This window comes from Stenotrophomonas sp. YJH_SMC_138 (genome assembly GCF_059369855.1).
In genome coordinates this window covers 103,114-115,946 of record NZ_JCAFTB010000006.1, presented here as the reverse complement: position 1 = coordinate 115,946, position 12,833 = coordinate 103,114, and the positions used below count along the sequence as shown (strand labels likewise).

General features: G+C 60.1%; 11 protein-coding genes. 7 read left to right on the top strand and 4 right to left on the bottom strand.

All coding sequences use genetic code 11. The annotated features are described in order from the left end of the window. Positions 1 to 3 precede the first annotated feature (3 nt). Positions 4 to 1,065: an XdhC family protein gene (locus AC5P7I_RS14045; protein ID WP_169411870.1), complete on the top strand. Its 1,062-nt coding sequence runs from the start codon at positions 4 to 6 to the stop codon at positions 1,063 to 1,065. Beyond that, positions 1,041 to 1,667 (top strand): nucleotidyltransferase family protein, encoded by a 627-nt coding sequence (locus AC5P7I_RS14040; RefSeq protein ID WP_169411868.1) that lies wholly within the window; start codon positions 1,041 to 1,043, stop codon positions 1,665 to 1,667. Before AC5P7I_RS14045 ends, AC5P7I_RS14040 begins: the two co-directional genes overlap by 25 nt. Before the next feature lie 104 nt (positions 1,668 to 1,771). Here AC5P7I_RS14040 and AC5P7I_RS14035 read toward each other — a convergent pair whose 3' ends face one another. The 3 genes from AC5P7I_RS14035 to AC5P7I_RS14025 all read right to left on the bottom strand — a co-directional run bounded on the left by AC5P7I_RS14035 (position 1,772) and on the right by AC5P7I_RS14025 (position 3,811). After that, on the bottom strand, positions 1,772 to 2,242 hold the full coding sequence (locus tag AC5P7I_RS14035) for a hypothetical protein (RefSeq protein ID WP_262087634.1): 471 nt from the start codon (positions 2,240 to 2,242) through the stop codon (positions 1,772 to 1,774). Next, positions 2,243 to 2,599: a hypothetical protein gene (locus AC5P7I_RS14030; protein ID WP_169411866.1), complete on the bottom strand. Its 357-nt coding sequence runs from the start codon at positions 2,597 to 2,599 to the stop codon at positions 2,243 to 2,245. It abuts the gene before it with no gap. Positions 2,600 to 3,055: 456 nt separating this feature from the next. Then, positions 3,056 to 3,811 (bottom strand): tetratricopeptide repeat protein, encoded by a 756-nt coding sequence (locus AC5P7I_RS14025; RefSeq protein WP_262087631.1) that lies wholly within the window; start codon positions 3,809 to 3,811, stop codon positions 3,056 to 3,058. Between the two features lie 165 nt (positions 3,812 to 3,976). Here AC5P7I_RS14025 and AC5P7I_RS14020 point away from each other — a divergent pair, with 165 nt between their 5' ends. From AC5P7I_RS14020 to AC5P7I_RS14010, 3 genes are all read left to right on the top strand, one after another. Next, a complete protein-coding gene (locus AC5P7I_RS14020; RefSeq protein WP_169411065.1) occupies positions 3,977 to 4,693 on the top strand; it encodes a hypothetical protein in 717 nt (238 codons plus the stop codon). A gap of 129 nt (positions 4,694 to 4,822) precedes the next feature. Next, positions 4,823 to 5,419 carry a hypothetical protein gene (locus tag AC5P7I_RS14015; RefSeq protein ID WP_212577252.1) on the top strand — a complete coding sequence of 199 codons (597 nt, stop codon included), beginning with the start codon at positions 4,823 to 4,825 and terminating at the stop codon, positions 5,417 to 5,419. Positions 5,420 to 5,738: 319 nt separating this feature from the next. Beyond that, positions 5,739 to 7,481 (top strand): hypothetical protein, encoded by a 1,743-nt coding sequence (locus AC5P7I_RS14010; RefSeq protein WP_169411063.1) that lies wholly within the window; start codon positions 5,739 to 5,741, stop codon positions 7,479 to 7,481. On the opposite strand, the gene AC5P7I_RS14005 is transcribed toward AC5P7I_RS14010, so the two are convergent. Then, entirely contained in the window at positions 7,459 to 7,560 is a 102-nt protein-coding gene (locus AC5P7I_RS14005; protein ID WP_262087729.1) for a hypothetical protein, read from the bottom strand. The genes AC5P7I_RS14010 and AC5P7I_RS14005 overlap by 23 nt on opposite strands. A 1,036-nt stretch (positions 7,561 to 8,596) precedes the next feature. Between AC5P7I_RS14005 and AC5P7I_RS14000 the strand changes: the two genes are divergently transcribed. Continuing rightward, on the top strand, positions 8,597 to 10,930 hold the full coding sequence (locus AC5P7I_RS14000; RefSeq protein WP_262087625.1) for an ATP-dependent nuclease: 2,334 nt from the start codon (positions 8,597 to 8,599) through the stop codon (positions 10,928 to 10,930). Beyond that, positions 10,927 to 12,804, top strand: a complete 1,878-nt coding sequence (locus AC5P7I_RS13995) for a UvrD-helicase domain-containing protein (RefSeq protein WP_262087623.1) — start codon at positions 10,927 to 10,929, stop codon at positions 12,802 to 12,804. The genes AC5P7I_RS14000 and AC5P7I_RS13995 overlap by 4 nt, the downstream gene beginning before the upstream one ends. Positions 12,805 to 12,833 lie beyond the last annotated feature (29 nt).

The window sequence follows — 12,833 nt, the reverse complement described above, 5'->3', positions numbered from 1 at the left end:
CGCATGGACCGATCCGCAGCCTCACCCGCGCTGGAGGCTTCAGCGGCAGGCGGAGGGGAGCCCGGCGATCTTGCCGAGGACCTGTCCGCAGCGCCGGGCTTCCTCACCGAGGGCAGCCCGCGCGGCGTACTCGAGACGGCCTTGACGCGCATGCGCGCGGGGGAGCACGCCGTGCTCGCGCTGGTGCTGGAAACCGATGGCTCCACCTACGCCGGTGCCGGCGACATGGTGCTGTTCTGCAACGGCGGCCAGGTCGGCTGGCTGAGCGGCGGATGCCTGGAGCCCGAGCTCGCGCGACGCGCGGAGCAGGTGAGCGCGGCAGGGCGGGTCGACTGGATCGAGATCGACACCCGCAGTGACGACGACCTGTTGAGCGGGTCCGCGCTCGGCTGCCGCGGCCGGCTTCGGATTGCGCTTCTGCCGTTGCGTGCCATGGCCGGCATCGACGACGTCATCGAGGCTTGGCTGCGCGAGGGCGTGTCACTCCAGCGCGACCTTCGCACGTCGGGGCAGGTCGTTTTCCGTGCCGGCCATCGCGAGCAGGCGTGGCAGCTGCATCCGATGGAGGGTACGCAGCCGTTTGGCGAGGGTGCGTGGCGTTTGCCGTTGCCCCGGCTTCCGCGGGCCCTGGTGTTGGGGGGCGGTCCCGAAACGCCCTTCCTGATTCCGCTGCTGCGCGGCCTGGGGTGGCGGGTCAGCGTAGCCGAACGGCGAGCGCGCTGGGCCTCAGCCGGGCAGTGCGCGGATGCGCATCTTCAGACCAGCCCGGCCGAGGCCCTTCATGGCGACTGTTGCGACGCGGCACTGGTGATGCATCACGATTTCGAACTGGACCGGGAGACGCTGGTGGCCCTGGCTGATACCAACGTCGCGTTCATTGGACTGCTGGGTCCGCGGCGAAGGCGCGAGGACCTGTTCAAGCTGCTGACACCGGATCAGCGCCACCGGCTTTCCCCGAGACTTCGATCACCGGTCGGCCTGAACATCGGCGGCCGAGGGCCGGAGGCGATTTCGCTCAGCATCGCCGCGCAGCTGCAGCAATGGCGAGGCGCGCACGGCAGGTGACTGACGCGCATGCGGTCGTCGTGCTTGCTGCCGGCGGGAGCACCCGACTTGGCCAGCCCAAGCAGCTTCTCACCCGGCAGGGCGAGACCCTGGTACACCGCGTGGTGCGGTTGGCGCGGGATCTCGCACCAGCGCAGGTACTGGTCGTGGTGGGCGCGAACGCACAGGCAGTGACATCCAGCGTTGCCGGGCTGGATGCCACGCCGGTAACCAATCCCCACTGGGAACGCGGCCTGGCGAGCAGTCTGCAGGTTGCCGGCGCACACCTGCTGCCCACGGTGACCGCGGTGATGGTCGTGGCATGCGACCAGCCCGCAATCGAGCGCTCGCATCTGCAGGCGCTGCTTTCGGGTGCCCGCGCCGCAGCGTCAACGTGCGCGGGCACCCGCCACGCAAATGCGCTTGGCGTTCCCGCAGTCGTGCCGCGCGCCTGGTTCACCCCTGTCGGTGCAGCCGGTGACCGGGGCTTCGGAGCGCGCCTGCGGCAACTTCCTGTCGATACGGTGCATGTCCTGCAGGCACCGGAACTGGGCCTGGATATCGATACGCCAGAAGATCTTGCGCGTGCGCGCGATGCGGGCTGGATCGATGCCGGGAGGTGACCCGCATGGTCACTGGGCCAATGCCTGGCTCGCAGGTGACGAGCGGCAGGGCTGGAGCCCGAACCCTCGCTGCCCGCAGCCCTGTAGAGTCGAGCCATGCTCGACTACGGCACGCCACATCGCGCCCCATCAGGCACATCACTAGCAAGAATCTGCAGCACACGATCCAACAGAACAGGCTCCGGCACGCCAGCCAGTACCTGCTCCAGGTAATCCAACGGCTCCAGCTGCCATTGAAGCAACGTACCAAGCTGCACAACGGCGGGCGCCCGCTGCTCCGCGTCCAGTGAGACCTGCAACAGCAGATGGTGCGAGCGCCCCTCCAGCCACAGCGCGGGTATGCCCCGGCAATGAACCTGGAACTCGGCATCTCGGCGCCGCTCGACGAACTGGAAGCCCTGTCGTGGCCGAGAGTCCACGAACTGCATCGCCTGGCGGCGCAGTTGTGAGAATCGATCGTCGTTGATGTTTTGGAACGCGACAGGCGAGGGCACTAGCGTCGCCGGCCACTGCGCCTGTGCCGCAACCACCACCACAAGACAGAGCGCGGTGGCCGCCCAGCGCCACCAGGCCACTCAGCCCTCCGGATGCAGTCGGGTACTGGCGTGTGCGGCAAGGCCGATTCCGGCCATGATCAGGCCCTCCATGACGCGAGGGCCAACGTATTGCTCCAACTCGCCGTTCTCGCGGGCGCGCTGCGCGGCCAGCAGGATCTCCAGCACCACGCGAAGGCCGGCCAAGGAGCAGTCGGTGTCCGCCAGGGCGATGCGTCGACCTGGCATCTGATGGCGTTCCGGCCAGGGCTGGCCATCGGAGGCGGCGCCCGAGCCGATGCTGTGCAGCAGGGCGATGAGGGTGTTCGGGTCCAGCGCAGGGCCATTCGCAGGCGTGTCGCGAATCGGGTGCGGGGCAGGGGAGTGGGGCTGGTTCATGGCTGGCTCCTTGCGTGCATGCAGAAGCCGCCACCGATAAAGGTGGCGGACGGTGCGAGGTTCGAAACCCGGTGTGCAATCAGACCGGCGGGCGCAAGGCCCCCACGCACCGCCCGCCATAGCCGGCTGACGGATTGCCAGTCGGCACCACGGGGGGTGGTGCCGACTAGCAAGCGCTTTTTACGATTGCACAACCGGGGTTTCGAAGCCCGGCCACCTGTTCAAGGTGGCACAGCAAGGAATACGCCCGGTTGTGCCCGTTGCCAATGCAGTAGGGCCGATGCCGTCACCACATTCAACATTTTCAGAATCGTTGCATATGGCGCAACGGGCCTGGAGCCTTGCGCCGCAAGGCTGTTGTCGATGTCGGCGGTGCACGCCTGACGAGTGTCGGCATCCGCCCGGCGAGGCCGTGAGCGAGGCGGATACGACAGAATTGCCAGAGGCTGCCAGGCGTCAGTAGCCCTTCAACGCGACCTTGGTTCGCTCCAACCATGCGGCATTGTGGCTGCGCGCGTGCCGCGACCAGTGCTGCGCATCGTCGATGATGCTGGCGAACAGGCTGCGGGCCTGCTCACGATCGTCGGGCTGCGGCTGCGCCATCAACCATTCGGCGTACAGGCAGCGAGCGGCCGCATCGTTTCCGCATTCCACGGCGCGCTCGAATGCGGCGCGGGTGCCGGGCGCTTGGGCGGCAGCCAATGCCTGCGCGTAGAGCAGGGTCTGTTCCGCCTTGCGGCGCACATCCGGATGGCGGGCGAACAGGCCGTCCAACGCATCCACCGCAAGCGAGGGCTGCCCGGAATCGAGGCGGGCACGCGCCAGACCAGTAAGGATGTGGGGGTCGTCGCCCAGTGGCGAGCTTGCGGCCTGCTCAAGCAGGGTTCTGGCTTCCTCCGCCTGGCCAGCATCCAGCAGCGTCATGCCCAGGCGAACCCGATTCTGCACGGTGGGCGTACGCGCCAGTTCGGCACGCGCGTTGCGCAGGTCCTGGCCCGGGTCCATGAGCTGCTTGGCGGAGCGGATTGCCTGCCGCGCGCCGCGCGAGTTGCGGACTTCCGGGAAGTAGATCGCCAGGAAGTAGACGACGCTGCCGAGCAAAGGGAACGAGAAGAGCAGGATGAGCCAGTAGAGGCTCTGGCCCGAGCGGATGGCGTGTACCGCGAAGTAGATGGCGGCCAGTACGTGGAGTCCGATTCCGATATAGGGCATGTGTGCCGCCTCGTCCTTGTGAGGGGTGGAACTATAGTGGGGGAGGGGTGGGGCGCCAATGGGCGGGGTGATCGAGCGTGACGCGTCACGTTAATGGGGTGGGTTCTGCAGGACGGAGCGCTGCATGCCACTATGTGGCGGGGCTGCATTGATCGAAGGGGATACATGGAACGTACGCAGAAGACGCTAACGATGGCTGATGTTGCTGGATGGGGTTCGGCGCTCGTCACCTTTGGATTGATTCAAGGCGCCTTCTACCTGAAGGCGTATTGGGGCCACTTCGGCCTGGATCCCTTTCAGTTTGTTGCGGTGAGTGAGCTTGCGCTGGCAGGGCTTGCAGGGATCGGCATGGTGTTGTTCTTCATACTGATTGCGCTGCTGCTTGGAGGGTGGGTCGAGGGAAAGGTGACAACGACGCCGTCCCAAGCCAATCTGCTGATGTGGCTGATCCTGACTCTTTGTCTTGTTGGAATGGGTGCCTTGCTTTGGTGGTCCAATGCCTGGCCCGTTTTGATAGGTGTGGCGCTGACGGGCATATGTGCAATGGCAGTACGCCTGTCTCCAGTGTTGCCGGCCGCCGTGAAGGAGTCGCCCTGGCTGGTCTATGCGCTCGTGATGATTGTCTATGTCCCGATCTCGTCAAACTGGCTTGGCTTCGAGCGCGCCAACGCGATTACTTCTGGCGGCAGCAAGTACACGGTCAATGTGACTATTGATGAGAATGTGCAAGGCGGCCTGGGCCTAGTGGGGCGTTTGGGTGATAGCTATGTGCTTTGGGACCCGGTACAGAAAGCTGCAGTTCTTATGCCAGTGGAAGACGTGAGTAGGCTGGAGATTGCGCAAAAATCCGTTCCGCCTGCCAAATCAGCTCAGTCGCGATAGGGGATTTTATTGGGAGTGTCGAAGACATCATGTTTCAAGCCGACTGCGCTGGTACGGGGAATAGGCCAGAATCAAGGCTTGAGATCGCACTTGGCCGACGACGCCACTGACTGATGGCATTTCCCGTTGATGAACTCTGCAATGGGTGACAATCTAGCTGGAACTACCTCAGGCCTCAAACGGATGATCGAGTCAACTTATTGGCGGCAAGAGCTGCGCGCAGAAGTGCTGTGGCTTAAGCGGCATCGCAATTATCGAAGATGGTCCGAGAAGCAGCTGGTCTTGTATGAACGCCGTCTAATGCTAGTAGCCTTCCAGGTCCGCTCCTTGCTTGAGCGCCCCAAGGTCAACGATTGTGCTCGAAGCGTTCGACTACCTGCAATTCGCTACAAGAAGATCGGCATCAAGCCATTCACATTTTTAGGCGCAGGATTTCCGGAAGATCGATTTGATATTGCGAACCCTGAGGCTGTTGATCTAGGCGTTCTCGATGTTTGCAATCAGCTTATTCACTACTATTGGATGCAGACATGGTCAGAGGGCACTGAATTCAAGGGCATGCTCGTCTTCTCCGACTACATGCGGCACAAGTGGGCCTACGAATTCTTGATCGAAGACCTTATATACATCTTCAGCGTATTTGCTGATGAATCGTCTGCGGCCACCAGTATCAGCTTTGAGTGGAACGAGAAGAGGCAAGACTACGTGACTCACTTCGCTCGTTGATGGCGAATGGCACGGCACCTAGCCATTGCTCCGCAGCATCTCTTCTTTACGCACCTTTAAGGCAATAGGCTCTTAGCTGGGCAGGGAAGTCCTGGCCGGGCAGGGGGTTAGCAAGATCTATCGGGGTAGGTAAGGGGCTCTGTCGAACCGTAGCAGACAGGCCACTCTGAGGGCTCGAGGCGATCGGCGTTTTGGGGATGAGCGCCTATCGCGCCCTTGAGGAATTTATGGCGGCGCGTTCTGGCTATCTTTTGTTGCAATGAAGGCCTGACACGCGATAGTTGGACCGAAGGCTTACGTCATTCACAGAGAGGGGGCGATGATTAAATCTGTAGCCATAGAGAACATTAGGGGCATCAAGGACTCCACGTTTCAACTCGACATTATTCCTAACAAGCCTTCACTCCTTGTCGCTCCAAATGGATTCGGCAAAAGCTCGCTTGCCGCGGCGTTCGCCGCGCTCAAGACCAAGAGGTTAGAGCTTCCAAAAGATCAGTTCCACCTTGGAGATGAATCGCTCGCCCCAAAACTGACCCTCACGATTAGGAAGAATGGCGAAATTTCCACCCTCGTTGCAGATGAGGGCTGCAACGGAATTGCGGCATCCTTTGATGTCCATGTGATCGCCAGCCGGCTTCGGGCGAAGGTCACCAAGCACAACTTAGGCAGGTTCACGACCGCAACAGCGTCACTGGATATCAGCGACTTGGTGCTGGTCCAGACCATTCCCGCCAAGGCAAAACACGCCTACGACGTAACGGAGATGCGCACTCGCTTTGGGCCATCCGGCAAGGCCTTCCAGAACCTCAGCAAGACACTCGGGAACCCAGCGCTAGCCGACGGCTTGATTGATCTGTATGGCGTGATGGACAAGATGACGGGTGTCCGCATTCAAAATGACATAGAAGAGGTAACTGCGTTGCTTCAGGCTCAGGCCGGAACCGTCGACGAAATACGAGCATGGGCTAGTGATGCCCTCGCGCTACGCCTTGAAGCGATCGACGCCGTCAAGGCGTTGGCTGATCTCTTGGCGATGGCTGCCGGCCCCGCCCAAGCCCGTATCGACGCTCTGCTCTCGGGCCTGCAAGTGGCGCTGACCTACCTAGGTAACAAGAAGGCCTTCAAGGAAGCGTGCAAGTATCTCTCGTATGTCAACGAAAAGGAGAGCTTTGAGGACATCATCAAGGCGTTCGGTTCCACATGGAAGAGGGTGAGGCCTGCTGAGCGCAATGGGAGTCTCGTCGTCTCCTTCCCGCCAGCCCTGCATATATCTAATGGCCAGCGTGACTCTCTGTGCTTTGCGGCGGAGCTAAGGAAGATTGAGCGATCCATCTCGTCGCGCGACATCATCCTCGTTATTGACGAGGTGTTTGACTACCTGGACGACGCCAATCTCGTAGCGGTTCAGTACTACATCACCAGGCTTATCAAGAAGGTCCGCGAGAAACAAAGGAACATGTATCCATTGATTCTTACGCACCTGAATCCTTACTACTTTAAGAACTTCACGTTCGCTAGTCAGAAGATCTATTTCCTAAAGAAGTCCAAACCGACCATCAACAAGGACTTTCGCGCCCTTATCGCAAAGCGTGAAGATCCATCCATTAAAGAAGACATTGGCCGCTATTATCTGCACTATGATCCGTCGCCGGTTGACGTAACGGCACAGTTCCAGGCTCTTGGCCTGAAGGAGTCCTGGGGAGATTCGATCGCATTTCATGCTTACACAGAAGCGGAGTGGAACAAGTACGTCAACGAATCGGACAACTATGATCCATTTGCCGTCTGCTGCTTTGTTCGTGTCAGAATTGAGAAGATTACCCATGACGCGATCCAAGGTCAGGCTCGGAAAGCGGATTTCCTCGACAAGTTCATGACGAAGAAGAAGCTGGATTTTGCCGTCGAGAACGGTGTCGACGTTGACGACACGATCTACCTCCTGGGAATTATCTACAACGAGGGCATGCACGTTCACGAAAACGTAGATGACAGTAGCCCCATTGTTTCTAAGCTGGAGAATCGGACTATTCGCCATATGCTCATCGAGAGCGTAAGGGAGTAAGCCGCTCTTGTGCCTGGCAGGCGGTGAGCGACAGCCAGGCCAGATATTCGGGAAACAGCTCGCGGCCTTCGGGCGTGATCAGACGATCACCGAGGACAGAAAAACCAGCCCAAGGGCCGGTCAGTCAATGCGGTGGTGCGGGTCGAACTCAATCATGCCGCGATCTCATCCTTGGCCGGGGACTGAGGGCGCAGGCAAGAGCCGAGCCAGAGGCCCAGCCATTGCCATGCGGAAGAGACGAAGGCTCGGATTCGGCCGATCCATGATTTCGCATTCTTGGTACATATCCAATGTGTTGCGCCCGTTTTCACTACGCGACAGTAAGCTCTTCCGCTCAACGACTACGTAAATCCGTTGCGTTTCGGCCATGCGCTCCGGTGTTGCGTCTGCATCGCCCCCGAACGCAACGTTTAGGCATTCCCACCTAGGCGCCACTGTTGCACCGATTGCGGCCCACTGGCTCAGATTGACGACGAGTCCGAAGTGGGGATGTCCCGATATTGCCAATGCCCCATAGCGTGACACACGTCACATTTGATAGGCTGCTGTCGACACAATGGGTGTCATCTTCGAAGGATCGATATGGCGGTTTTCGTCGTGACATGGAACTTGAATCGAGAGGGGGCAAATTATGATGCCCGCCGCACCGCTCTGCTCAATCAGATTGGGCGATACCAGAACGCCAGTGATCCAGGCCTTGAAAGCGTTCGGTGGGTTGCGGCAGACACTGCTGAGAAGTTGTGTGGGGATCTGATGCAGCGCTTGGATAAGAACGATCGAATATTCGTTTGCCAGCTACATCGTGGGGCCTATCAGGGCTTCCTTAGCCAGCCCGTCTGGGACTGGATCAACCCGCGGCTATAAGCACAGCGGCGCCGTCGATAGAAACGGCGGCGCCGAGAATTCCTTGCACCATACGCACAGCCAGTATTTCGGGGTAGAACCCGGTCATTCAGCTATTGAGCCGAAGCGGACATCCTGCCTATCCCAGCAGATCTACCTTCACGGACCAATCCGGCGATCCTTTGAAATGGGTTTAGAATCCACTAAGAGAGCGAGCCCTTTGGGACAGGCGCTGAAGATTCGGACAAAATCAAACTGAGTAGGGGTGCCAGATGCACTTGAAGGTGTTGGCTGTCCGCAATTTCAGGCGGCTTAAAAATGTTGTAGTTGACCTTGCTTCCGACATCTCTATTTTTGTCGGTGCCAACAACAGCGGCAAGACATCAATCGGGCACGCACTCCAGTTATTCACTGGCTGTGGCCGCTTCAACATTCACGACTTTAGTGCCGACCTTTGGGCCGACATCGTTGCGTTTGGTGAGGGCGATGGCGAGGCGAGCCTTCCCACAATGGAAATTGACGTTTGGTTCGAAATCGGCCCGGACGATGTTCATCGTGTCATCGATCTTCTTCCCAGCCTTGCTTGGGAAGGCAAGCTGGTTGGGATGCGTATTGCCTACGCGCCCACCAATCCCGCGGCGACGCATGCACGCTATATCGAAGTGCGCCAGCGCGTGCTCGATGCGGTCGCAAAGGGTAAAGACGGAGCGCCCGCCTTCGATCCCTCGCCACGTAACCTGCGGGAGTTCCTGCGCGACAGGCTACATTACGAATATGAGCTGCGCTATTTCGTACTCGACCCCGCGCGGTTTGATGCGAACATGGCGGCAGAGCCTGGCTATGACCCGGCTACGCTCACCGGACGCGACCGGAGCGGCCGTGAGATCTTGAAGGGCCTTCTCCACATTGACTTCTTGAACGCACAACGCCATCTCTCGGACGGCCCAGGTAGCTCTCGCGCCGAGGATCTCTCCCGTGTACTCAGTCGCTTCTACGGGCGCAACCTCGAACAGAAAGGCGAAGATATCGAAGCGTTGCGCGCCCTCGCAGCATCCGAAGTCTCGTTTAATGAGCATCTCGAACGAGTGTTCGAACCGACGCTCAAGAGCTTGTCGAAGCTCGGCTATCCGGGCCTCTCAAACCCGCGCATGATGATCCGCTCGGCCTTGGACCCTGCCCAGATCATGAGCGGTCGAGATGGCGCGATCGTTCACTATGCGTTGGGAGCCGATGACGGGAAGCCCGATCCGCCTACCTTGCCCGATCGGTATAACGGTCTTGGCTTCAAAAACCTCATCTTCATGGTCGTCGAGCTACTCGACCTCCACGCTCAATGGCTGGCGGTCGAGGAAAGCCGTCCGCCGGTCCACCTGATCTTCATCGAGGAGCCCGAAGCGCACCTCCATGCCCAGCTTCAACAGGCCTTCATCCGCAAGGTGATGGACATCCTGGCGCTCAAGGGCGAGGACCGCACGCACTATACGAGCCAGCTCGTCGTCACGACCCATTCGACTCATATCCTTTACGAACGAGGCTTCCGGCCGATCCGCTATTTTCGTCGAAGCCGTGCACAGAATGTGTCGACCTCCGATGTGCTCAACCTCTCGGTTTTCTACGACAGCACCGATCCGGACGTCCGAAGCTTCCTCGAGCGCTATTTGAAACTCGCGCACTGCGATCTGTTCTTCGCCGATGGCACCGTGCTAGTCGAAGGCAATGTCGAACGGCTGCTGTTGCCACAGATGATCGCCAATGCCGCGCCGCGGCTGCAATCGACCTATCTCACCGTCCTAGAGATCGGCGGAGCGTTCGGTTACCGATTCAAAACGCTGATCGAGTTTCTCGGACTGACAACGCTCATCATCACCGATCTCGACAGCGTGTTCGGTCCACTGGGACAGGATGGCAAGGGTGCGGCACCCGCTGGTCAACCGGAGGCCGCGCAACCAGCCGCCGCGAACGCGCAGACTGCCGAAACTGACGCTGAGGATATTGACGATGACGAGGAGGATTTGCCTGCGGCTGCGGAGAAGCCCGGGAAGGCGTGCATAGCCGGTCATCCGGGCGCGGCGACGTCCAATCAGACTTTGCTTCAGTGGCTACCGAAATGCGACACGGTCGCTGCCCTATGGGAGGCGACGGCTGAGCAGAAGATCCAGGCGAGGACGGACGACAATGACGCTTTGGTACGCGTTGCCTACCAGTGCCGGACCGATGTAACTTGGGGCGGAGAAACCCTGGCGCTGGCCGGGCGCACGCTGGAGGAAGCATTCGCACTCGAAAATCTTGGCTGGTGCCAAGACAAGAACCGTAAGCCGCTTCAGCTCCGCATCGCCAAGGCCGACGAGAAGAACCTGGACACGCTTGCGGAACGCATCCACAAGCGCGTGCAGGCTAAGAGCTTCAGCAAGACGGACTTCGCGCTAGCCTTGTTAGCCGAAGATCCGAGCAGTTGGTCGGTCCCAACCTATATCGCCGAGGGCCTGAGCTGGCTTGAGACCGCGATTGCGCCGCCGGAACCGGACGAGGATCTGCCGCATGAGGACCAGTCGCATGGAGACGCGCCCCAGTGTGCACCGGCCGCCGCCAACGAGGTGGCAGTATGACAAGCCGGATCGGCAGTCCTGACACACAAGCCGATCTAGATGTTCGAGCTTGTCTCGATCTGACGCCGCCACGCTCGTTTGTCATGGTCGCCGGTGCGGGGTCGGGGAAAACGACCTCGCTGATCAAGGCTATCGCGCACCTAGCCGAAACCCGCGGTCCTGCCCTGCGCCGCGCCGGGCAGCAAATCGCCTGCATTACATATACCGAAGTCGCCGTCGGTGAGATTTCGGCCGATGTCGGGGCCTCGCCGCTATTCCGCATCTCGACTATCCACAGTTTCCTGTGGTCAGTCATCCGGCCGTTCCATTCGGATGTTGCGAATTGGGTAGCCACCCGCATCGACGAGAAGATCGCGGAGCGACGCGCGCACTACGACAAGCCTCGGACTCAGGCGAAAATGAAGGCCCGCCTCGAACAGGAGATCGCAGATCTTGAAGCCGAGCTGACTACGATCAGTGAAGTAGAGAAGTTCGTCTACGGCACCGGCAGCAGCTACGCTGAGGGCATTCTTGGCCATGACGACATCCTCAAACTCACCCCAGCCTGCGTTGCGGCGCATCCGCTGCTGAGGCAACTCGTCGCTAAGCGCTTTCCCTACATCTTCGTCGATGAGAGCCAAGATACCAATCCGGAGGTCGTCGAGGCGTTACGGCACATTGCGGGCGAACATCCTGGCCTGTGTGTTGGGTTCTTCGGAGACCCGATGCAGAAGATTTATATGAGCGGAGCAGGCGCTGTCCCGCTGAACGACGGCTGGGCGGAGATCACAAAGCCCGAAAACTTCCGGTGCCCAACATCGGTGCTTGGGGTCATCAATGCAATCCGCGCCCCTGGCGACGGTCTTGAGCAGGTGCGTGGTCGGTCGATAACCGTTGATGGCATCGAGCAGCCGCTTGCCGGCACCTCCAATCTGTTCATCCTACCGGCGGACACGGAGCGCAGTGCGCGTCTCGCGGCCGTTAGGCAGTGGCTGGCCACCGAAACCGGCGACGGCCTGTGGCTAAGCGACGTGCGGGAAGGTGATGTCCGCCTACTTGTACTGGTGCACCGCATAGCGGCCAACCGGCTCGGGTTCCCTAATCTGTATGCTGCGCTCAATGACCGAGCCCCAATGAGTCTGAGTGAAGGGCTGAGCGATGGCACAGCCTGGCCGCTCCGTCCACTTGTCCAACACATACTTCCGCTAGTTGTCGCGGCGCAAGCGGGCGATCGGTTCACAGTGATATCGACCTTGCGCAGCGAATGCCCGAGGCTTGAACCAGCGCGGCTTCGAGGACAAGCGACGGCTCCCGTTCTTACAGCACTACAGCAAGCGCTCGACGGGCTTGTCGGTCTGTTGGCAGCAGGATCGCAGGCGACTATCCGGGACGTCTTGACGCATGTGCGAGATCACGAGTTGCTGCGCCTCGATGATCGCTTCGCCATGCATCTGGTTGCAGAGCCTGTGGATGACGGCAGCAGCGGTTTCGAGAACGTCCAAGCCTATCTGGCATGCGGTGTCGACGAACTCTGGGCCTACCGGCGCTACTTTACAGAGGAGTCACCGTTCGCCACGCATCATGGGGTGAAGGGTGCCCAATTTGAGCGCGTATTGGTCGTCATCGACGATGAGGAAGCGGGCTTCCGGCAGTATTCTTACGGCAAATATCTCGGGTACGTCCCCCTCTCGGACAGGGACGAAGCCAATCTGGCGGCAGGTGAAGAGTCCGTACTTGATCGAACCCGTCGCCTCTTCTATGTGTGCTGCTCGCGAGCAATGAAGGACCTAGCAGTCGTGGTCTTTGTGCCCGAAGTCGCAGCGGCCCGCAATGCGATCGTTGCTCAGAATCTGTTCCCTGAGGCCACAATTCGAGGGATAGAACATCTGAACTAGCGCCAGTATGGGGATCTATTGGATGACTA

Coding starts and splice junctions, on each gene's coding strand:
- AC5P7I_RS14025 (WP_262087631.1), bottom strand. CDS start 3,811: ATGCCCTATATCGGAATCGGACTCCACGTACTGGCCGCCATCTACTTC.
- AC5P7I_RS14010 (WP_169411063.1), top strand. CDS start 5,739: ATGATTAAATCTGTAGCCATAGAGAACATTAGGGGCATCAAGGACTCC.
- AC5P7I_RS14045 (WP_169411870.1), top strand. CDS start 4: ATGGACCGATCCGCAGCCTCACCCGCGCTGGAGGCTTCAGCGGCAGGC.
- AC5P7I_RS14040 (WP_169411868.1), top strand. CDS start 1,041: ATGGCGAGGCGCGCACGGCAGGTGACTGACGCGCATGCGGTCGTCGTG.
- AC5P7I_RS14020 (WP_169411065.1), top strand. CDS start 3,977: ATGGAACGTACGCAGAAGACGCTAACGATGGCTGATGTTGCTGGATGG.
- AC5P7I_RS14030 (WP_169411866.1), bottom strand. CDS start 2,599: ATGAACCAGCCCCACTCCCCTGCCCCGCACCCGATTCGCGACACGCCT.
- AC5P7I_RS14000 (WP_262087625.1), top strand. CDS start 8,597: ATGCACTTGAAGGTGTTGGCTGTCCGCAATTTCAGGCGGCTTAAAAAT.
- AC5P7I_RS14015 (WP_212577252.1), top strand. CDS start 4,823: ATGAACTCTGCAATGGGTGACAATCTAGCTGGAACTACCTCAGGCCTC.
- AC5P7I_RS13995 (WP_262087623.1), top strand. CDS start 10,927: ATGACAAGCCGGATCGGCAGTCCTGACACACAAGCCGATCTAGATGTT.